This is a genomic window from Parabacteroides sp. KHUB-01 (assembly GCF_056640935.1).
Genome location: NZ_CM153256.1, coordinates 244,092 through 266,144 on the forward strand (window position 1 = coordinate 244,092; position 22,053 = coordinate 266,144).

21 protein-coding genes and 1 pseudogene are annotated in these 22,053 nt (G+C 43.2%); 21 read left to right on the forward strand and 1 reads right to left on the reverse strand.

Translation table 11 applies throughout. The annotated features are described in order from the left end of the window. Positions 1-4: 4 nt before the first annotated feature. The 3 genes from ACYIAR_RS01075 (at position 5) to ACYIAR_RS01085 (ending at position 4,454) form a co-directional block, all read left to right on the forward strand. Entirely contained in the window at positions 5-1,300 is a 1,296-nt protein-coding gene (locus tag ACYIAR_RS01075) for a bifunctional folylpolyglutamate synthase/dihydrofolate synthase (protein ID WP_480331598.1), read from the forward strand. Positions 1,301-1,376: 76 nt separating this feature from the next. Then, on the forward strand, positions 1,377-2,732 hold the full coding sequence (locus ACYIAR_RS01080; protein WP_480331600.1) for an MFS transporter: 1,356 nt from the start codon (positions 1,377-1,379) through the stop codon (positions 2,730-2,732). Positions 2,733-2,783: 51 nt separating this feature from the next. Then, on the forward strand, positions 2,784-4,454 hold the full coding sequence (locus ACYIAR_RS01085; protein WP_480331602.1) for a formate--tetrahydrofolate ligase: 1,671 nt from the start codon (positions 2,784-2,786) through the stop codon (positions 4,452-4,454). Between the two features lie 75 nt (positions 4,455-4,529). Here the strand turns inward: ACYIAR_RS01085 and rfbD are convergent, their stop codons facing one another. Beyond that, the gene (gene rfbD, locus ACYIAR_RS01090) at positions 4,530-5,381 is read right to left on the reverse strand and encodes a dTDP-4-dehydrorhamnose reductase (protein ID WP_480331604.1); all 852 of its coding nucleotides are present in this window, start codon (positions 5,379-5,381) and stop codon (positions 4,530-4,532) included. A 358-nt stretch (positions 5,382-5,739) separates the two neighbouring features. Between rfbD and ACYIAR_RS01095 the strand changes: the two genes are divergently transcribed. From ACYIAR_RS01095 to ACYIAR_RS01180, 18 genes and pseudogenes are all read left to right on the forward strand, one after another. After that, positions 5,740-6,861: a DUF362 domain-containing protein gene (locus tag ACYIAR_RS01095; RefSeq protein ID WP_480331606.1), complete on the forward strand. Its 1,122-nt coding sequence runs from the start codon at positions 5,740-5,742 to the stop codon at positions 6,859-6,861. Positions 6,862-7,035: 174 nt separating this feature from the next. Then, on the forward strand, positions 7,036-8,424 hold the full coding sequence (gene mnmE / locus ACYIAR_RS01100; RefSeq protein WP_480331608.1) for a tRNA uridine-5-carboxymethylaminomethyl(34) synthesis GTPase MnmE: 1,389 nt from the start codon (positions 7,036-7,038) through the stop codon (positions 8,422-8,424). Positions 8,425-8,694: 270 nt separating this feature from the next. After that, positions 8,695-9,858 (forward strand): site-specific integrase, encoded by a 1,164-nt coding sequence (locus ACYIAR_RS01105; RefSeq protein ID WP_177470134.1) that lies wholly within the window; start codon positions 8,695-8,697, stop codon positions 9,856-9,858. Positions 9,859-9,879: 21 nt separating this feature from the next. Continuing rightward, the gene (locus ACYIAR_RS01110; protein ID WP_480331610.1) at positions 9,880-10,938 is read left to right on the forward strand and encodes a hypothetical protein; all 1,059 of its coding nucleotides are present in this window, start codon (positions 9,880-9,882) and stop codon (positions 10,936-10,938) included. Positions 10,939-11,180: 242 nt separating this feature from the next. Then, positions 11,181-11,831 carry a hypothetical protein gene (locus ACYIAR_RS01115; RefSeq protein WP_480331612.1) on the forward strand — a complete coding sequence of 217 codons (651 nt, stop codon included), beginning with the start codon at positions 11,181-11,183 and terminating at the stop codon, positions 11,829-11,831. 156 nt (positions 11,832-11,987) lie between these two features. After that, positions 11,988-12,356: a helix-turn-helix domain-containing protein gene (locus tag ACYIAR_RS01120; protein ID WP_081354183.1), complete on the forward strand. Its 369-nt coding sequence runs from the start codon at positions 11,988-11,990 to the stop codon at positions 12,354-12,356. Continuing rightward, positions 12,353-12,790 carry a helix-turn-helix domain-containing protein gene (locus ACYIAR_RS01125; RefSeq protein ID WP_480331614.1) on the forward strand — a complete coding sequence of 146 codons (438 nt, stop codon included), beginning with the start codon at positions 12,353-12,355 and terminating at the stop codon, positions 12,788-12,790. Before ACYIAR_RS01120 ends, ACYIAR_RS01125 begins: the two co-directional genes overlap by 4 nt. Next, entirely contained in the window at positions 12,787-13,869 is a 1,083-nt protein-coding gene (locus ACYIAR_RS01130) for an AAA family ATPase (protein ID WP_480331616.1), read from the forward strand. The genes ACYIAR_RS01125 and ACYIAR_RS01130 overlap by 4 nt, the downstream gene beginning before the upstream one ends. Positions 13,870-13,907: 38 nt before the next feature. Then, positions 13,908-14,795, forward strand: a complete 888-nt coding sequence (locus tag ACYIAR_RS01135) for a toprim domain-containing protein (protein WP_074708025.1) — start codon at positions 13,908-13,910, stop codon at positions 14,793-14,795. Between the two features lie 214 nt (positions 14,796-15,009). Then, a complete protein-coding gene (locus tag ACYIAR_RS01140) occupies positions 15,010-15,450 on the forward strand; it encodes a hypothetical protein (protein WP_413553315.1) in 441 nt (146 codons plus the stop codon). Positions 15,451-15,482: 32 nt separating this feature from the next. Next, complete coding sequence (locus ACYIAR_RS01145) at positions 15,483-15,785, forward strand: DUF4134 domain-containing protein (RefSeq protein WP_074708069.1); 303 nt, start codon at positions 15,483-15,485, stop codon at positions 15,783-15,785. A gap of 36 nt (positions 15,786-15,821) precedes the next feature. Next, complete coding sequence (locus tag ACYIAR_RS01150) at positions 15,822-16,187, forward strand: DUF4134 domain-containing protein (protein ID WP_074708023.1); 366 nt, start codon at positions 15,822-15,824, stop codon at positions 16,185-16,187. A 12-nt stretch (positions 16,188-16,199) separates the two neighbouring features. Next, positions 16,200-16,499 carry a DUF4133 domain-containing protein gene (locus tag ACYIAR_RS01155; protein WP_074708021.1) on the forward strand — a complete coding sequence of 100 codons (300 nt, stop codon included), beginning with the start codon at positions 16,200-16,202 and terminating at the stop codon, positions 16,497-16,499. A gap of 91 nt (positions 16,500-16,590) precedes the next feature. Continuing rightward, a pseudogene (locus ACYIAR_RS01160) lies at positions 16,591-17,961 on the forward strand (TraG/VirB4 family ATPase); the annotation flags it as partial. A 274-nt stretch (positions 17,962-18,235) separates the two neighbouring features. After that, positions 18,236-18,961, forward strand: a complete 726-nt coding sequence (locus ACYIAR_RS01165) for a helix-turn-helix domain-containing protein (RefSeq protein ID WP_048317560.1) — start codon at positions 18,236-18,238, stop codon at positions 18,959-18,961. A gap of 339 nt (positions 18,962-19,300) precedes the next feature. Further along, a complete protein-coding gene (locus tag ACYIAR_RS01170; RefSeq protein WP_048317558.1) occupies positions 19,301-20,440 on the forward strand; it encodes a site-specific integrase in 1,140 nt (379 codons plus the stop codon). A 25-nt stretch (positions 20,441-20,465) separates the two neighbouring features. Then, the gene (locus tag ACYIAR_RS01175) at positions 20,466-20,915 is read left to right on the forward strand and encodes a helix-turn-helix domain-containing protein (RefSeq protein ID WP_048317556.1); all 450 of its coding nucleotides are present in this window, start codon (positions 20,466-20,468) and stop codon (positions 20,913-20,915) included. 97 nt (positions 20,916-21,012) lie between these two features. Beyond that, a complete protein-coding gene (locus tag ACYIAR_RS01180) occupies positions 21,013-21,855 on the forward strand; it encodes a hypothetical protein (RefSeq protein ID WP_048317554.1) in 843 nt (280 codons plus the stop codon). Positions 21,856-22,053: the final 198 nt, after the last annotated feature.

Below are 22,053 nucleotides of genomic sequence, written 5' to 3' on the forward strand. Positions count from 1 at the left end.
CGAAATGACATATCAAGAAACTTTACATTATCTGTACACAAGCATTCCTGTCTTCCAGCATAGCGGAGCTTCAGCCTATAAGCCGGGACTTGGAACAAGCATTGCCCTCGACAATTATCTGGGCAATCCGCACCGTTCCTACAAGTCTGTCCACGTTGCCGGCACAAACGGAAAAGGCTCAACTTGCCATCTGCTGGCGGCAATACTTCAGGAATCAGGATATAAAGTGGGACTTTTCACATCGCCTCACCTTGTGGATTTCAGAGAAAGAATCCGCATAAACGGAAAAATGATTTCCGAAGATTATGTGATAAACTTTGTGGAAAAGCACAAAGAATTCTTCGAACCGCTCAAGCCTTCGTTCTTCGAACTCACTTCGGCAATGGCTCTTGCCTATTTTGCCGATGAAAAGGTGGACTTCGCAGTAATCGAAACCGGACTCGGCGGTCGTCTCGACAGTACAAATATTATCAGCCCCGTCCTTAGCGTGATAACAAATATCAGCAAGGACCACGTGCAGTTCCTGGGCGACACTCTCGAAAAGATAGCCTTCGAAAAGGCAGGAATCATCAAGCCTCACACACCTGTTGTTATTGGCGACGTGTTCGAGCCGTCAGTAATGCAGGTCTTTCTGGAAAAAGCACACGAAACAGAATCTAAACTGATATCTTCAGTTGTGGAATCGCCGGTCGAAAGCGCTCATCTTGCCGACGACGGGAAGTGGAGATTTCAGACAAAAGAATTCGGCGAAATCGTGGGCGAACTGGGCGGCGCTGTCCAGGTCAACAATGCGGCAACTGTCCTCACTGCCGTGAAAACTCTCCGCGAACTTAATATCTCCATCACCACAGAAGCCGTGGCAAAAGCCTTCTCTTCCGTTGTCGAACTGACAGGCCTTATGGGAAGATGGCAGAAACTCCAGTCAAATCCAAAAGTAATATGCGACACCGGACACAACACCGGAGGCTGGGAATATCTTTCCCGCCAGCTCAGCGGCGAAAGTTCTTTCCACACTAAGCTGCGCATGGTTGTGGGAATGGTCAACGACAAAGATATAAACGGTGTCCTCGACATGATGCCTCGCAACGCTGAATATTATTTCACCCGCGCAGACATCGCACGTGCAATGCCCGAAGACGAATTTGCCGCCCTAGCGTCCAACCACGGACTCAAAGGAAGAGCATTCCATTCAGTGGAAGATGCCGTGAACGCCGCCTTAGCGGACTCAGCTCCTGATGATATGGTATTCATAGGCGGAAGCACATTTATTGTTGCCGAAGCAATTCCCCTTTTTTTATAAAAAAGAAAACTCAAAAACTCAAAAACTCAAAAACTCATAAACTTAAAAACTCAAAAACTTAAAAACTCAAATCATTATGACAGAATTGATCAATAAAAAATTGAATGATTCAAAGGTGGCACGCTGGACGGCGCTTGCCATCGTCTCGTTCACAATGCTGTGCGGATATTTCCTCACAGACGTGATGTCGCCTCTTAAACCGATGCTTGAGCAGGAACTTTCCTGGACAAGTACAGACTTCGGTATGTTCACCAGTGCCTACGGATGGTTCAACGTCTTCCTTCTGATGCTTATCTTCGGAGGAATGATTCTGGACAAAATGGGTGTCCGCTTCACAGGATTCGGCGCCTGCTTCCTGATGCTTATCGGATGCGCCATCAAATATGCTGCTGTTGCCGGATATATCGGACAGAGCGGCGAGATTCTTGGCTTCTCATCACAGGTGATGATTGCATCACTGGGTTATGCAATCTTCGGTGTCGGTGTTGAAATTGCCGGAATCACAGTATCAAAAATTATCGTAAAATGGTTCAAAGGCAAGGAACTTGCATTGGCTATGGGACTTGAAATGGCAACTGCCCGCATCGGAACAATGCTTGCCATGGCTATCACAGTGCCTTTCGCAAAATATTTCCAGAGTGTTTCTGCTCCTGTATTGCTTTGCCTTATCATGTTGTGCATCGGATTGATTTCTTTCTTCATCTACACATTCATGGATAAGAAACTCGATGCTTCAATGACCGACCAGGAAGATGAAGCAGAAGAACCTTTCCGCTTCTCTGATATCGGAGCCATCATCACAAACAAAGGTTTCTGGCTGATTGCTCTTCTTTGCGTGCTGTTCTATTCTGCTGTGTTCCCTTTCCTGAAATATGCGACAGACCTGATGGTCAACAAATATCATGTTGAAGAGGAACTTGCCGGATTCATCCCAAGTTTGCTTCCGCTCGGAACTCTCTTCCTGACTCCGTTCTTCGGAAACCTTTACGACCGCAAGGGAAAAGGTGCATCAATCATGATGCTTGGTGCTGTTCTTCTTATCATCGTTCACTTGCTGTTCACATTGCCTATATTGAACGAATGGTGGTTCGCTACTCTCATTATGATTGTTCTCGGAATCGCCTTCTCACTTGTTCCTTCTGCAATGTGGCCTTCAGTTCCTAAGATTATCCCGGAAAAGCAGCTTGGAACTGCCTATGCTCTTATCTTCTGGGTACAGAACTGGGGATTGATGGGCGTGCCTGCTCTTATCGGATGGGTTCTCGACAAATATTGCAAGCTCGACAACTCTGCTGGCGGTCCAGCATACGACTACACTTTGCCAATGGCAATCTTCACTTGCTTCGGAATCCTTGCCTTGTTCATCGCCTTCCTGTTGAAACGTGAGGATAAGAAGAAAGGATATGGATTGGAGTTGCCAAATATTAAATAATAGAGGAGTTAAGAAGTCAATCAAATAACAACAACATAAATCCAAACAAAAATGAAATCAGACATCGAAATTGCTAGAGAAACCCCTTTAAAGAAAATTAAAGATGTTGCTGAAAGCATCAACATTCCTCGTGAAGAAGTGCTTCTTTACGGAAGATATATTGCCAAATTGCCATTGGAATTGATAAAGGAAGAAAAAATCAAGGAAAATAACCTTATCCTTGTAACAGCTATCACTCCAACAAAAGCCGGTATCGGAAAAACTACAGTTTCCATCGGTCTTGCTCTTGGATTGAACAAAATCGGCAAGCAGGCTGTTCCAGTTCTCCGCGAGCCGTCACTTGGTCCTTGCTTCGGTATGAAAGGTGGCGCTGCCGGTGGTGGATATGCTCAGGTGTTGCCTATGGAAAATATCAACCTGCACTTCACAGGCGATTTCCATGCAATCACATCAGCACACAACATGATTACTGCATTGCTCGACAACTATCTTTATCAGAACCGCAATTCTTGCAACGGTCTGAAAGAAATCAAATGGAAACGCGTGCTCGATGTCAACGACCGCAGCTTGCGTAACATCATCTCCGGTCTTGGTGGCAGCGCAAACGGAATCCCAACAGAAACAGGATTCGACATCACGCCGGCATCTGAAATCATGGCAATCCTTTGCCTTGCTTCAGACCTTGACGACTTGAAACGCCGCGTCGGAAATATCCTTCTTGGATATACTTATGAAGACAAGCCTTTCACTGTGAATGACCTTGGCGTTGCCGGTGCAATCACAGTATTGTTGAAAGATGCTTTGCTTCCGAACCTTGTTCAGACAACTGAAAATACTCCGGCATTTGTTCACGGTGGTCCGTTCGCAAACATCGCTCACGGCTGTAACTCTATCATCGCAACAAAGATGGCTCTTTCATATTCAAACTATGTAATCACAGAAGCCGGATTCGGTGCAGACCTTGGTGCTGAAAAGTTCTTCAACATCAAATGCCGCAAAGCCGGTCTCACTCCAAAGGCAACTGTCATCGTTGCAACAGCTCAGAGCTTGAAGCTTCACGGCGGTGTTCCTGAAGCAGAAATCAAAGAAGCTAATATCGAAGGTTTGAAAAATGGTCTTGCCAACTTGGACAAGCATATCGAAAATATGCAGAGCTTCGGCCAGAAAGTTATCGTCACTTTCAACCGTTATGCATCAGACACAGACGAAGAAATCGCACTTGTTGCAGAACACTGCAAGCAGAAAGGTGTCGGCTTCGCTATGAACAATGTATTTGCTCAGGGAGGCGAAGGCGGTATGGATTTGGCTCGTCTTGTTGTTGACACTGTCGAAAACAATCCTTCTGCTCCTGCATTGAACTTCACTTACAACGACGGCGACGACATCCGCACTAAGATAAACAAGGTGACTAAGAATATCTATGGCGCTGCCTCTGTCACATACACAACTTTGGCAGACAAGAAAATCAAGCAGATTGAATCTCTGGGCATCTCCCACTATCCAATCTGTATCGCCAAAACACAATATTCTTTCTCATCAGACCCGAAAGCTTATGGCGTAGCAAAAGACTTCGAACTCAAAGTCCGCGATATCGTCATCAACAACGGTGCCGAAATGATTGTTGTCATCATGGGCGAAATCATGCGTATGCCGGGATTGCCAAAAGTTCCGCAGGCTCAGAAAATCGATATTGTTAATGGATTGATTGAAGGTTTGAGCTAAAAATAGAAACAAGTTGACAAGGCATCAGAGACAAGGAAATTTCACCTTGTCCCCCCTTGTCAACTTGTTCCCTCGTCACCTATTCCTCTGCACCATCTCCTTCAACGCCTCCTTCCAATATCTCACCCTCACACCAAACGTCTCCTTAACCTTCGTCTTGTCGAGAACGGAATAATTAGGGCGCTTCACCTTGCTTGGAAACTCATTGCTATGGCAAGGACGGATATCACACTCATTGCCGCTAAGCCCGGCAATCTCAATGGCAAAATCGAACCACGAGCACACACCCTCATTACTGAAATGATAAAACCCCGTCTTGTCCATCATATCCTCCTCTATAATCTTATAAATAAGAGCAGCCAAATCGCGGGCATAAGTCGGCGTTCCAACCTGGTCGAACACCACATTCAGAGTGTCACGCTCCGCAGTCAGGCGTTGCATCGTCTTCACGAAATTATTGCCGAACGACGAATAAAGCCATGCCGTACGGAAAATCATATAACGGCAACCACTGTTCAGAATACTCTCCTCACCGCGCAACTTCGTGCGTCCGTAAACACCCAGAGGATTAGTCTCGCATTCCTCATTATAAGGCACATTCTTGTCACCGCCGAAAACATAATCCGTCGATACGTGAATCAGCAGCGCATCATTCTCTTTTGCAGCCACGGCAAGATTCTCCGCAGCCTTGTTGTTCAGCAAGTCGGCAAAAGCCTCGTCGTCCTCTGCCTTGTCCACGTTAGTATAAGCGGCGCAGTTCACAATCACATCAACCTTGTTGTCCGCCACGGCACGAGCCACGGCAGCCGCATCCGTAATGTCCAGCTCCGCCACGTCAGTAAATATATAATTGTTTTTGCTTGCCTTCGCAACACATCTCATCTCGTTTCCCAACTGTCCGTTGGCACCGGTAATAAGTATATTCATAATTCCAGAAAATTTAGTTTCATCGCGGAAAGTTATCAAGAAAAATCCGAATGACAAAACATAACAAAAAAACGGCTGTTCCGTCTTTCACAAAACGAAACAGCCTGTATTAAGCAATATCTCCCAACATCACATATACTCCAAAGATATTGCCCTCAGAAACATATTCTTGATTAATTGACACATGTTTTTCAAAATGCAAAATTGCAATTATCATATTACAACAGCATTTCATAACACTGACAAACCAGTTACATTTCATATACGGAGAAAACCAATTCCCACACATCTGCCCGCCACTTGCCAACTAATTTTTTATTTGTAATTTTGCATCACATCTAAACCAATAAAAATAATCATGAGCACTTCAAAAGTTTATTTTACTAATCTGCGTACCACTCCTTCCAGCAATCTGTTGGACAAAATGGAGCGCGTTGTGCGCCGCGCAGGAATTGCAGACATTAATTTTGAAAAGCAGTTCACTGCAATCAAGATACATTTCGGCGAACCTGGCAACCTTGCCTTTATCCGCCCTAACTATGCAGCCCGCATGGCTAACATCCTTCGTTCAATGGGAGCAAAACCATTCCTTACGGACTGCAACACTCTCTATTCCGGACGCAGAGCCAATGCTGTGGACCATCTGAAGAGTGCTATGGAAAACGGCTTCAACCCAATCTCTGCACAGTGCGACGTTATAATCGCCGACGGACTGAAAGGAACTGAATGCCGCGAAATCGAAATCAACGGCGAATACTGCAAGGCTCCGAAAATCGGTTCTGCCATTGCCGATGCCGACATCATCATATCTATGAACCATTTCAAAGGTCACGAACAGACTGGATTCGGCGGCGCCCTCAAGAACCTTGGTATGGGATGCGCAAGCGTAGCCGGAAAACTGGAACTTCACGGAGCATCACAGCCTCGCATCGACCTTGAGAAATGTAAAGGCTGCAATATCTGTGTGAAAAACTGCCGCCACGAGGCAATCACACTCAACAGCCAGCGCAAGGCAGAAATCAACTACGACAAGTGCGTGGGTTGCGGCCAGTGCGTTGCCCTTTGCCAGTACGACGGTGCTGTTCTCGGCTCATGGGACACTTCTGAAAACCTGAACTGCAAAATTGCCGAATACACAAAAGCTGTGCTTCTGGACAAGCCTCACTTCCACGTGAGCTTCATTATGAACGTATCACCTGAGTGCGACTGCTGGAACCACAACGACGCAGCTATCGTTCCTGACCTCGGTATCGCAGCATCATTCGACCCTGTTGCCCTCGACAAGGCTTGTGCCGACCTCGTCATCAACGCCCCAGTCCTTCAGACAAGCAACAGACTTTCGGACAAACACAGCCACGAACACCTCGAAGGTCACGACAAATTCCATATGATCCATCCGGACACAAACTGGCAGGCAGGTCTTGAACATGCCGAAAAGATTGGAATCGGAACTCAGGAATATGAATTGATTACAGTATAAAATAGGGGACGAGTTGACAAGGTGACAAGTTAACAAGGTGACAAGGCTTCAGGAAATAAGATATTCCTTCTTGACTACTTGACTCCTTAATCCTCTGTTCCTCCGTGACTCTGTGTTTAACCCCTCGTCAACTTGTCAACTCGTCACCTAATTCACAAACCAACTGATAAAAAAATGACAAAAACAACCATCTGCGCCATATCCACCGCCCCCGGCGTCGGCGGAATAGCCGTCATAAGAGTATCCGGACCGGAAGCATTCACAATATGCGACCGCATATTCCGTGCCCGCAAAGCCGGCAAAACACTGGGCACACAGGAAGCCTACACCCTTCTCTACGGAACAATCCTCAATGCCGAGGGCGAATCCGTTGATGATGTAGTGTGTGCAGTATTCCGCGCCCCGCACTCCTTCACCGGCGAAGACACCGTCGAAATAACATGCCACGGCTCGATATATATACAGCAGAAAATAATGGAACTGCTGGTCGAAAACGGTTGCCGCACGGCAAATCCGGGCGAATACACACAGCGGGCATTCATGAATGGCAAGATGGACCTTAGCCAGGCAGAGGCAGTTGCCGACCTTATTGCCTGCACTTCAGCCGGACAGCACAAGCTTGCCCTCAGCCAGATGCGCGGCGGATTCAGCAAGGAGCTGAAAGAACTCCGCAACAAACTCCTTCACATCACATCGCTGATGGAACTCGAGCTCGACTTTGCCGACCACGAAGAACTGGAATTTGCCGACCGCAGCGAACTCAAGGAACTAGCCTCACAGATTTCATCCGTTATCCAGAGACTAGCCGACTCGTTCCGCACCGGCAACGCCATCAAAAACGGAATCCCCGTGGCAATCATCGGCGAAACAAATGCCGGAAAATCCACTCTCCTCAATGCCCTTCTCAACGAAGAGAAAGCCATTGTCAGTGACATCCACGGTACAACGCGCGACGTTATCGAAGACACAATGTATATCAACGGTCTCCAGTTCCGCTTCATCGACACTGCCGGAATCCGCGACACCGACGACACAATTGAAAGCCTCGGCATCGAACGCACGTTCCAGAAAATTCGCCAGGCAGACATCGTGCTTTGGGTAATCGACAGCACCGAAGCTTCAAAACAGATTTCTCTCCTTTCAGAGAAAATCATCCCGCTATGCGAGTCAAAGCAGCTTATCCTTGTGTTCAACAAGGCAGACTTGAGCACAGCCGCTCCGGATCCTTCCATTTCTCTGCCCGAAAACAGCAGACAGATTTCTATCTCTGCACGCGAGAAAGACGGCATCTCTTCTCTGCAGAATATGCTTGTCGAAGCGGCTCAAATTCCAAGTATCTCGCAGAATGATATCATTGTGAGCAATGTACGCCACTACGAGGCTCTCACCCTCGCCCTCGATTCCGTCCACCGCGTTCAGGATGGCCTCGAGAATAATCTCTCCGGCGACTTTATCTCGCAAGACCTCCGAGAATGTATATATTATCTCTCAGATATCGTCGGTGAGGTCACTACTGATGAGGTGCTGGGGAATATATTTAGGCATTTTTGCATCGGAAAATAAATGGCACTTTTTTGAATTGAAAACGGATGCAAAGAAAACCGTATAAAACGCAAATATCAGCAATTAAAACGCTATAAAACAGTATATTGCGGTATTTGCGTTTCTTTGCATGCGAAATCGTTGCTTATTTTGCAGTATCAGATATTTGTTTTAATTTTGTCCCCCAGATGGTCCCCCGAGACAAAAAAGGCACTAAAATTTTGTCCCTTTTTGTCCCTCGGGATTCTCGGGGGACAAAAAATGAATAGTAACGACTAATACTGTAATCAAATGGCAAAGAAAATCGATGTACAAAAAGAGCCTGTCAAGCTACGTGAGAAAGTGCTCAAAAATGGAAGTATCAGTTTATTCCTTGACATATATAGTAATGGCCGTCGCCACAAGGAATATTTGAAACTGTATCTCATCAAAGCTACCACTCAGGCTGAGAAAGAACAAAACAGAGAAACATTGGCAACTGCTCAAGCAATAAAAGCAAAACGCCAAATTGAAATTCAAAATGGTCAGTACGACTTCACTCGTCAGTTCAAGGAAGACATATTGTTTCTTCCCTATTTCAGGGAGATGATTGAAGAACGAGGTAAAAATGCTGATAGTAAAGGTAACTATGGCAACTGGAAGAGTTGTCTTCGTTACTTGGAAATCTATTGTGATGAGAAGACTACATTCCGTGATGTTACTCCTGAATTTGTACAAGGCTTCAAGGATTATCTTGACGTTGCAGACAAGGAAGACTTCAAACGTGGTCCCAATGCACCAAAGCGTGTTTACGAAAAGCTATCAACCAATACAAAAGTATCATACTTTAATAAATTGAGAGCTTGCATCAATCATGCATTCAATGAGCGGATAATCCCGACCAATCCTATAATTGGCATTACAGGGTTCAAAGCAGAAGAAGTAAAAAGAGATTATCTCACTTTTGATGAAGTCAAGCTGCTTGCAAACACCCCATGTGCTTCACCACTGTTGAAAAGAGCTTTTCTTTTCTCTTGCTTAACTGGTCTCCGTGCGAGTGATATTGAAAAATTGACTTGGGAAGAGGTCAAGAAGTTTGGAGAATATACAAGAATTGAGTTCAAGCAGAAGAAGACGGGCGGACAGGAATATATGGACATTCCTGCCCAGGCAGTCAAATATCTTGGTGAACGAGGAGAGCCAACAGAACGTGTCTTTAGTGGATTTAAGTATGGAGTTTGGATAAGCACATATTTGAGGAAATGGTGTGACGCAGCAGGAATTACCAAAAAGGAATTGACATTCCATTGTGGTCGCCACACATTTGCCGTTCTTATGCTTGATTTGGGAACAGACCTATTCACCGTCTCAAAGCTTCTTGGTCATAAAGACATCAAGACTACCCAGATATACGCAAAGGTACTTGACAAGAATAAGCAAAAGGCTGTGTCATTGATTCCTAGTTTAGATGATTAATTTATGGGAAGTATGGAAACAATGAATAGACAACATGCCGTTATAGCAATGGCCAAAATAGGAAGATTGGTTAAACAACTTCGCTATTGGATTGATGCAGAAGCTGACTCGGATCTATATTTCGCAACTTTTGATGAAGACATAAGCCAATCTAACGAATGGTCTGACATCCTCTATAAATATCTGAAAGAGAGTTCTTGTAAGACTGTTGCAGAAGAGTTTGAAAGAATCGGCTTAATAGATGACATTGAGGAATATGTAAATAATAAGAATGGTAGATTGGATGCAAGATTACGTCCAAATCTTATATGTTTCATTAAAAAGATACATAAGATAGAAGCCGTTGTAAGAAAAATCAAGGCTGAGAATAAAGGTGAATATCCTGATTTGATTCCGGCACTGGCCAACGAACGCACGGTCAATCTATTGCAGAGAGCAGTTGAAGGAGGTCTTCTTGATGAGCATTATATGCCATTAGAAACCACCACTGGTTCACAACTCAGAGTAATTGCATATGCTATAGCTACCATTATGAAGTTTCCCAATAGATGTAAGTATGTCTATTTCGAGAGACAATGGAATAGAGCGAGTTATCGTGTAGGTGCTGTCCCCTTGGCTCAATCTGAACAAGGCAGAGTGAAACACGAGTATGCAATGAGTTTATATCCTGAAGCAGATTTTTCATCGCTCCTTCAGGTATCGAGTGACAATGACACGTTCTACTGTCCTTATCCAAAGCAACGAATCAAACGTATGTACCTGGATTTAGTGGAAGGTGGATATATAGCTCACTATACGACATTGGAAGACTTTCAAGGGATATTTGATGCCAACAAGTTCGCCAAACCTGTTGAATGGATAAAAAGCCAAAGACAATTATCATACTTCTTAACCGAGGCTTTTACACCCACGAACAAAAGATTGGTATGGGTTAAAGCATGCTGCTGTTTTAGAATCTTTGGCAAGGTCCCTAATAAAGAGTGTATGGTCTCTGGTCTAGGAGAACTTAAAAGAAAGGGTGTGTATGAAACATACGATCCAGAACTGAAGAATATCGCAAAAAGATATAATGCTAAGTAGTTGTAAATAAGCAAATAAATTCTCTATGAGAACTATATATATAATTGAATTACAAATTAAAAATCAAGGAACAATGAGACGAAATTTATCTTGCCTCATCTCTCTTTTTTGACAAATTTGTAAGGCGTTCGACCTACGTCAGTCCTAAAATTGGGAGAAAAGGCCTAGCTGAATTGCTCAGCACAGCACATGAACTTTTTCAGGAAGAAGTCATTTCATCGAAGAAAAGTTATAAACGCTTCATGAATGACTTTCTAAATTCTATCAAGCATCACGACAATGAAGATGCATGGAGTAAAAACGGTCACGAGCAGAATTACAATATAGTATTGACTCTCTTGACTGAGCACGAAGGATTGGTTAGAAATTATCTCTCGAAACCGCAATTTACGGAAGATGATATAGACCAACTTATAGTTGAGTTTTATCGATTTGACATTCCACAAGGAAAGTCAAGCCCGATTGCGACTGAAGAAATCTCAAATGCACGACCAGTTGGTATTCTTAGTGTAATCAATCCTTCAAACCAAAAACATATAGAGCTTATCGTACATATAGCAAATAAAGTCAACCTGTTTAAGGAACAGATTGATGAAAGCGATGCCAAAGCTCTTATGGGTGAAATGAAGATCAGAAGCCTTAGCTCTTCAAATAATACAAGAGTAGTTCTTTTCTTTGACAGATTGGCTTCACATGGTATACTTGTAAATACATGGCAAGTAGACCTTGCTAAACGCCAAATGGTACGCAGTTCTTCTGGTTGCAAATACCTCGAACAGCACGATTACTCGTCAACTCTCTATAGATTGAAAGAACGTCCTCCGTCACCCAAAGAACGTGAATTGCTTTCTTTGATAGACAAGATTATTGAGAAGTCAAAGGAAGAAAAGTAAGAAAAAAGAAGAAAAAAATGTTGAGAATCGTGTTGAGAATGATGTAGAGAATCAACATTCTCAATTTTGTGAGCCAACTCATCTCTGTAGCTTTGCCCTCGTAACCGGTTATTACTGAGGGCAAAGCCTTTTTTATTCACTTCAAAAATTAGAAAGATGAAACAAAGAAGACAAGAGATGAGGGATTCCATTTCCCCACAAACCATCCAACATCTGGAATCAAGCGTACAGAACCTTCATTCGATGTTGACAAAGCTTGATAAAAGAATAGAATCCGAGATCAATAAGATTGACGATAAGATGTGGACACTTAAAGAAGTACTCACATCATCTGAAGCTTGCATGTTTTTAGGTATATCGCCTAGCTATCTTTACAAACTCACCTCTGCCAAGCTCATTCCATATTATAAGCCCAATGGTGGTATGATATTCTTCAATCATGCCGAATTGAAACAGTGGGCACAACAAAATCCTGTTGTCGCTAGAGCTTTTGATAAGTCTAACTCAAATACTGCATCCCTATGACTCCACGTGAACTAGAACTGTACATCGAGAGACTTAAGAGGGCTCAAGAGATGATTGAAACAAATGACATTGGTCAGTTTCAAGAGAAAATAATGGAAGTTAAGAGCTATCTAGAGCAATTCAACGGATTGCATGAATTGCTTAAGCACATGAAAGCCATTTCTGAGATTGCATATACCATCAAAGAGTTTTATACTATTGATGAAGCGTCTAAATATCTGGGCTTAAGTAAAAGCACCGTGTACAAGATTACTTCAAACAGAGAGCTTACTTACTATAAGCCAAATGGTAAAAGTATTTTCATTAAGCGTGATGACCTACTCAAATGGATTAACCGACATCAAGTACGCTCAATAGATGATATCAATGCCATTGCTGCAACTAAGGCCCATAAACTAGCAAAAGAACATCAACGAAAATCGAACAGAGTATGAAATCACTGATAGATATGAGGAATGGTGCCAAAATTGACGGTACCAATTACAAACTACTCCTGAAACATATAAGGTTGAATGTAACTGACAAATACGAGTTCCCTCCTGAGATTATTAAGGTTAATGGAACAACGGTAGCTACATTGGGAAATTTTAGTGCATCAACAGGCAAGCCTAAGAGCAAGAAAACTTTCAATGTATCTGCACTCGTTGCATCTGCCCTCTCTGGGAAAGAGGTACTGAAGTATAAGACTATTCTGCCCCAAGGTAATGAACGCATCCTCTATGTTGACACAGAGCAGAGCAAATGCCATTGTCATAAGGTCATGCAAAGGATTATGAAGTTGGCCGGCTTGCCCATTGATAAGGAAGATGACAGAATTCTATTCTTCGTCCTCAGAGAATACACACCTGAGCAAAGACGAGAAATCATCAGTTGTGCTTTACAAGAAGAAGAGAATATCGGGTTGGTTATAATAGATGGTATCAGAGACTTGATCCATGACATCAACTCACCGGGTGAATCTCTGAATATCATCAATGAGCTTATGAGATGGTCTAGTTATTACGAAATGCATATTCACACTGTACTCCATCAGAATAAAGGTGATGACAATACACGAGGACATATTGGTACAGAGCTTAATAATAAAGCAGAAACCATATTGCAGGTTTCCAAGAATGCAGAGAATCCCAATATCAGTGAAGTCAGAGCTGTGCATATCAGAGATAAAGAATTTCAGCCTTTTGCTTTTGAAATCAATGAAGATGCATTGCCACAGTTGGTAAACAACTATAAGTTTACAAAGACTAAGGAGAAAATATCTTCATATGCAGACATGAGCAATGAACAGCATCTTGAGGCTTTGGAATGTGCTTTCAAAGACAAACAAAGTATGGGATATCAGGAATTGTTGGATTCCTTAAAGACTGGTTATGCGAGCATTGGGTACGCAAGAGGACGAAATACTATTGTCAAACTCTGCAAGTTCTTGTCCAATATAAACGTTCTAATCAAAGAAGAACAAGGATACATATTTGATAAAGAACCTCTCTGCTCAGGAAGCAGTTTAGTTTAGTTTGGGTATATATATAAGTTGGACTAAACCGAATAGATATGAATATACTTGAAGCAAAGCAAATAAGCATAGTAGAATATCTTAAACAATTAGGGTATCAGCCTACCAAATCAAAGTGTGGACAATATTGGTTCAAATCTCCATTCAGATCAGAGAGAACCGCATCATTTAAGGTTGACAACAACAAGAATGAATGGTACGATTTTGGTGTGGCCGATGGAGGTGATATTATCCTACTTGGGAAGTACCTATTCAATACAAGCAGCGTTAGTGAAGTACTATCTATACTGAGCAATCAGGTTCCCTGTGCGGATTCTATCAGAATCAAGCCATCGACCATACAGCCTCCCCCTATCGAGGATATGTTTAGGAATGTAGAAGTCATCCCTCTCAACAACTATGCATTGTTGTCGTATGTCAAATCTCGTCTCGTAGACATCAACTTGGCAAAACAGTATTGTCATGAGATTCATTACAAATTACGTCAGAGAGCATATTTTGGTATTGCTTTCGCCAATCGTTCAGGTGGTTATGAAATCAGAAATTCCTATTATAAAGGATGCTACAAAAATAAGGATATAACCATGGTATATATGTGCAATGGTGTAATACAAGAACACATATGTATATTTGAAGGATTTATGGACTTCCTTTCCTATTTGACACTGGAAAAAGTTGACAACAGATTCATCTGTATAGAATCATCCACAGATTATATGATTCTAAACTCTATAGGTAATTTGAAGAAGTGTCTCGAAGAACTGGATAAATTCTCATCTATCCATTGTTATTTGGATAATGACACAGCAGGACAAAAGACTGTAGAGACAATCAGAGGTTTATATGACCATAGAGTCTTTGATGAGTCTGTAAGGTACCAGGAATACAAGGATCTCAACGACTATTTATTAGGAAAAAAGAAATAAAACGCATCAACATTAGATTTAGGGCGACTCAAAAGGTCGTCCTTTTTTATTGGCCTTTTCCTTCTCAAAGTATGATATTAAAGTATGATTTATAATATTTCAAACAAAATAGCCCCTTTCAGAGCGGTTTTTAAGAAGATTATTTCGATAAATCATATTTAAGCCTTTCCTTTGCATCAAACTTTAATCATAATTAAATATCATACTTCAAAAGATGAGTTCATACTTTATATTCGCAATTGCTCTCACGGTGGCATACATCATCTACTTTGCAGTAATGATTATGCAGGACCTTTACGGAAAGAAGAAAGACGGTAAAAATGATGTAGAGGTGTTTTCGGTGACAGATGACCCTGATGAAGGTGTACAGGTGTCAGAAAGCGACTCAGGTTTCAGCATTGGAGAGGAAGATTACACTACCGAATATTTGGAACAAGAGAATGCCCCAACTCTCGATGAAAATCCAGAGTCATCCACTGATAGTCCATCTCCAATTGCTGAGATTAAATCACAGATAGATGAAACTATGGATACCGTTGAGTCATTTATGTCAAATCCTTGCACAGATGAAAAACTACAGTTGGCCTTAATTAATGGAGGTCATATTGATGATGATACAGAGCTGGATTGGAAAAAGGTAATCAATGAATTATGAAGTTAACCATATTAAAACCATGCTTACTTATCATGATGCTTGGCATAATACCAATGAGTGTATATGCCAAATGTGGAGGTGTTAATTATAGCTGGGGTGCTGATGCTCTTGCCTCCATGCACGACTATGTAGTCACAATGATGCTTTATGTCTTATACATCTGCTATGCATTGGCTACAGTAGTTGGTATCATATCAGCTCTTCAGATAACAATAAAAATGAATATTGGCGAAGACGGTGTAAAGAAAGCCATTATGATGTTAGTCGGAGCTATACTCTTTATCATTAGTGCTTCAATTGTCTTCCCTGCTTTCTTTGGATATAGAATCTGGTAGTTATAAACTTATTGTTTCACTTTTAATTAAAATCTTATGTATCAGAAAGTAAAAAGCTTTTTTAAGAAGATGGCAGCCTCTAAGAACTTGAAGGCATTGGCCATTATGTTGTTGTGTGGTGTAGGCTCAGTCTATGCTCAGACTACAGCTGGAGACTATTCGGCAGGTACAGGAGCACTGACCACTGTAGCCGAGGAGATCGCTAAGTATGTTCCTATCGTTGTCAAGTTGTGTTATGCAATTGCCGGTGTTGTAGCCGTAGTGGGTGCAATTTCGGTTTACATCGCCATGAACAACGAGGAACAGGATGTCAAGAAGAAGATCATGATGGTCGTTGGTGCTTGTATCTTCCTTATTGCTGCGGCTCAGGCTCTTCCTCTTTTCTTCGGCATTGGAGGCTAAACCTAAGGTTTCATGAGTAAGGATAGAAAAGAGTCCTATCCTGATTACCCTATTTTCAAGGGGTTGCAAAGACCCCTTGAATTTATGGGTATTCAAGGAAGATATATTTACTGGGCGGCAGGAACCATTGGTGCAGCCATAGCAGGATTCATTATCGGCTACTGTATCGTAGGGTTTATATTAGGACTGATATTTCTGGCTACAGCATTAGTAATTGGAATTGGACTCATCTTATTAAAGCAAAGGAAAGGCCTACACACGAAACAGAACAAAAAGGGCATCTACATATATGCCTATTCAAAGAAGATTTAAGAAAGAAACCATGGCTAATACATGGCTAATTTAATGTTGAACGTGGGTAGGTTGACAAGACAGTTGACCTACCCCTATTTATTTCTAACTGATGGTTTTATATATCATACTCATATTCACAGCTCTCTGCATAGGAATGGCAATTTCTGTATATGCATTCGGTACTGGAGGTAAACGCAAGCATATCTTCCAGGATATCTATTATTCTGTTGAAGACAATGATGGCATTGGTGTACTCTATACGAAGAAAGGAGAATACTCTGCTATCCTTAAGGTTGATAATCCAGTACAGAAATATTCGGCAAACATAGATGCATACTATGAGTTCACTCAGGCATTGACAGCTATTATGCAGACGCTTGGTGAGGGCTATGCCATTCATAAACAGGACATCTTTGTTAGGAAGCAATTCAACGACGAAAGCGGAATCAATCACGAATTTCTATCAGAATCATACTTCAAGTATTTCAATGGACGTAACTACACCGAAAGTACTTGTTATTTGACAATAACACAGGAATCTAAAGGAAGTCGTATATTCTCATATGACAATAAGAAGTGGAAAGAGTTCCTTGTAAAAGTACGTAAAGTACATGACCAGCTCAGAGATGCAGGACTTCGTGTCCGTTACTTGTCTAAAACAGAGGCTAGTGAGTATGTCGACAGATATTTTGCAATGAACTTTAAGGATAAGATTATCTCTATGTCAAACTACAAAGTTGATGGCGAGACTATCTCAATGGGTGGTAGAACAGCAAAGGTTTATAGCCTTATCGATGTTGATCATACAAATCTACCCTCTATTATCCGACCATATACCAATATCGAGGTAAATAATGTCAGTATGCCAGTTGATCTATTATCAGTGATTGACAGCATACCTCATGCAGATACAGTCATCTATAATCAGATAGTATATCTCCCAAATCAGAAGAGAGAACTATCGATGCTCGACAAGAAGAAAAACCGCCATGCTAGTATTCCTAACCCTAGTAATCAAATGGCGGTTGAAGACATTAAGAAAGTCCAAGAGGTTGTAGCTCGTGAGAACAAACAGTTGACATACACTCATTTCAACTTAATTGTCTCTGTGCCTGAAGATACTGATATTCAAAAGTGTACCAACCACTTGGAAAATAGTTTCAGCCGTTTGGGTATCCATATATCCAAACAAGCCTACAATCAATTGGAGTTGTTCGTAGGGTCGTTCCCAGGTAACTGTTATACAATGAATGAAGAATATGACAGATTCCTAACTCTCGGAGATGCAGCGGCATGTCTGATGTATAAGGAGCATATACAACATAGTGAAAACACTCCGCTAAGAATCTATTACACAGACAGACAAGGAGTTCCTGTGGCTATTGATATTACAGGTAAAGAAGGAGCAAACAAACTTACAGACAACTCAAACTTCTTTTGTTTGGGACCATCTGGAAGCGGTAAATCTTTCCATATGGACTAAAACGCATCGAAAAGAACTCCAAACAAAACTTAGAGAAACGTCATAAATAGCTCATTTTCAATACATATTCATTAACATAACGCTCCAACCGCCTATTGCGAGTTTCATCCGTTTATAGTAATTTTGTACCACGGTTGTACCATGGGCAGAGGGACACACGGTTCTTAATGAGGGTTCTTATTTCCTCTTATTTCCCCTTGTTTCCTCTTAAAAGTTTCCGTCAAGGACCATCCCCCATGAGTCACTGCAAAATTCAAAAATAACGGTAAAAATGAATACTACAACTCGCATTCCAATCGTGCTGATGTCCGTAGAGGAAACAGCGCAGGCAGTAAGCATCAGCGTCAAGACAGTACGCAGTCTTATTCGTCAAGGCAGGCTAAGAGCCGTAAATTTCGGTACACGCATGACCAGGATCTATTTGCAAGACCTTCTTGAAATAGCCAAGGGACAAGGTTATCAGGTGGTTCTCCCTTCTTCCCTATCGTTAGAAGGAGCAACGTCCAAGAAAGCACAGAGGCTAAAAGATGCCGAGACTGGCTCAGTCAACAAGTTGGCAAAGTGTCGCAAGACTCCCAGGGCTGGTGAAAGAGCACCTGATGGAGTAACCCACGACACCCATTACACAATGGCAGAGGTGTTGAGCACCTTTAATATCAAGTATGGAAGATTCTATGAAGTCCGCAATCGTTACCAACTCCAGTCAGTTCACGCATGGGGAACGACCTGCTTCAAGAAAGAAGACGTGGAAAGGGTTATCGGGCTTTATAATGAAGAACAGGGTAAGAACATTTCCGATGACTGGTACACCTGCTTCGACATCATGAAACTCTACGGATTAGGCAAGACACAGGTACGCAGATTTGCGGAGACCCATGGAGTGAGAATCCGAAAGTTCAAAGGCGGAAGAGCCAACTACTATCTGAAAGCAGACTGGGAGGCTGCACGCAAGAAGGCAGAGAAAAGCAGTACTACGACCAAGGCAAAACGGAAGTGAGACACAAGTCAAGAGATGGTTCAAACAAACTCATATACGACCCATGCCGTTGCAATTGCTATGCAGCACCCATCCATGTCGGTCGAAACAAACCCACAACGCAGAGTAACGGATATAAGACAAAAAACGCATCCAATACCTGCTTTTAGTCTGATTTTGAGCGTAAAATCATACTCAAAAGCAAATTCAGGTTAAATTCTGGCTGTATTTGAAGCCATCTTTGCTTTTCTCTTTTCACGGCAATCTAACTTTGCATCGGATTTGAGAGTTAAAGCGTTGCGACCATGGCTATTCGCATCCACAGATACACATCGGTAAGAATAATAAAAGAATAACAATATGACGAACATTTGTACAAAGGTCACCGTGCGGAAACGACCTATCAAGAACGGACAGACTTCCCTCTATCTGGATTTCTATCCTCCAATCCGCAACCCGAAGACAGGCAAGCTCTCACGCAGGGAGTACCTTGGTCTTTACATCTACACCAACCCTGTTGAACGCTTTCAGCAGGAGTACAACAAAAGTATGATTCAGAAAGCGGAAATCATCAAGTGCCGCAGGACTGAGTCCATCATCAATGAGGAGTATGGCTTCCTCGACCGCAACAAGGGCAAGGAGAGCTTCTTGGAATATTTCAAGAACCTCATGATTGAGCGTGGCAGCAGCCAGAACTGGGCAACCGCCTACATGCACTTCCACAATTACACGCATGGCGAGTGCCGCTTCTGCGACCTTACCGTTCCGTACTGCCAGGGATTCCTCGACTACCTGTTGTCGGATGCCTGTATGCACAACGGCAAGCGCATGATGGGAACAACAGCCAACAACAACCTTACCAAGTTGAAGTGCATCCTTGCCATCGCATACGAGGACGGACTGCTCAAAGAGAATATCGCCAAGAAACTTGTGCGTGCCAAGGCTCATGGCAACAAGCGGCAGTTCCTCACCAAGGAAGAGTTGTTGCAGTTGTCTCAGACTCCTTGCAAGAGTGATGTCCTTCGCCGTGCAGGTCTCTTCTCCTGCCTTACAGGTCTTCGCCTTTCTGACTGCATCAGACTCCAGTGGGAGAATATCGTCAAGTTGGCTGATGGCGGCTGGGGAATGGACATTATCACAAAGAAGACTTCCACCGCTGCAATCCTGCCTATCAGCGAAGAGGCTTTGCAGCTCTGTGGCGAGCGAAGCACTGGACAGGTGTTCAAGAATCTCACGAACAGTACAGTGGCATTGTATCTCAAACCGTGGATAAAGGCTTCCGGCATCGAGAAACACATCACCTTCCACTGCTTCCGTCATACCTTTGCCACCTTGCAGTTGGCAGAGGGAACGGACATCTACACCGTGAGCAAGCTGCTTACCCATAGCAATCTTGCCACTACTCAGGTGTATGCCGATGTGGTGGACGAACTCAAACGTGATGCGGCAGAACGTATCTCGCTCAAAATACCAACAAAGGAAGAGAGTGACCAGACATAAGTGAAAAACATAATCAGGATAACAAATGGAAGAAAACAAATCATTATCGTTCGACCAACTGCCCAGTGCAGTTGGCGAACTTCTGACAAAGGTCAATACGATGATGACTCGTCTTGATGACATTGGTCAGAGAATAGGCAATGCTCCGAGCGAGAATGACCATGTTCTTATGGACATCAGAGAGGCAAGTGCCTTCGTCCGAAAGAAAGTCTCATCGCTTTATGCTTACACATCTGAAAGGCGCATTCCTTTCTACAAGAGAGGGAACACGCTCTACTTCTTCAAAGACCAGCTGATAAAATGGATTGAGGCAGGTGGCTCATGGGACAAGCCTTACGAATCGACCCAGGAGGAACAGGCAGACTTCGAGGCTCATCTGGCAATGTTGCAGAAAAGCAAGAAGAACAAGCCTGCCTCCATGAAGAGGGTCAAGGGCGAGAAAAATCCTGATGGGGAAGAATGGCATGACGGATAAGAGAATCATGTAATCTACTTTTTACGAAAGGGGAAAGAGAAACTATTCATTCTTTCTTTGCTGAGTAATCCGTTTCACTAATAATCAGTTTTTCAAGATGAGTAACCAAAGCATAAAATACGGAATCCTGCTGACCAAGGAACAGCTCGATTTCTTGAAGGATGACAGGCAGGGCTTCCACCGCATGACCGCCTTCGGCACTTTTGTATCAATGGCATCCACCAAGCCAAGTGTTTATCTGAAGACAGGCTTCTCCGCTTCTCTCTCCATCGGGCAGTTTGCCATCTCTACCGTTGAGCTGTCTGCCCTTTGGAAGTGTGACCGCAAGACAGCGGCAAAGGTGGTGGAACTGTTCAATCAGGTGGGCATCCTCTCAACCGAGAGGAACAACCGCACCTCCATACATACGATACTATGCATCGCCTTCTGGTACGTTGACGGCATCAAGGAAGCCATCAAGAACCCCTTCTACAACCGTCAATCCGTGACTTCCGCCACCCAAGAGGAATCGGTGTCCAATGTCCCATCCGATACCGCTTGCTCTTCGGAAGGCAATCTTTCCAATGGCATAGGTCAGCAGAAAGACAGCAGCGTCAATCCTGCCACTACTGACATTCTGCAGCCCCATGTTCCTGCCTCTTATAATACCTCTTCCCCTTTCGTTAATTCTCATGTTATCGGGGATGGACTTTCAGATCCTTCTCCGATACCACAAGACTTCAAACAAAGGGAAAAGGAAGGTGATGACCATTTTGAGTATGAGGTTGGACAGCCGTCAGAAGATGACTGCAATCAAGGAGAAGGGGCATCACCCATTGAGTTGCTGCCGTCTCCTGTCTATGATGACGAGGGCAACCTCTTGCAGCCACCGCCCCATGAAGGACGATGCGAGGATCACACGGAGAGACATGGCGCGCATATCACCCCAAGTCACTCATGATGTCATCTCTACTTTTCCCTTATTTCGACTATTGACGTTCCCGACAGGCAAGCTATCCAGAAGCCGCTACCTCTATTAGCCGTAGTTTTTTTTCGGAGGTCTAAACAAGAAGTACCAGTGTCAGACGGTTTCGCTTCGCCCACCGCTTCCTACTGGCATTCTTGAATGTTCGCAGGCTCACATTGGCTGTCCTGTTAT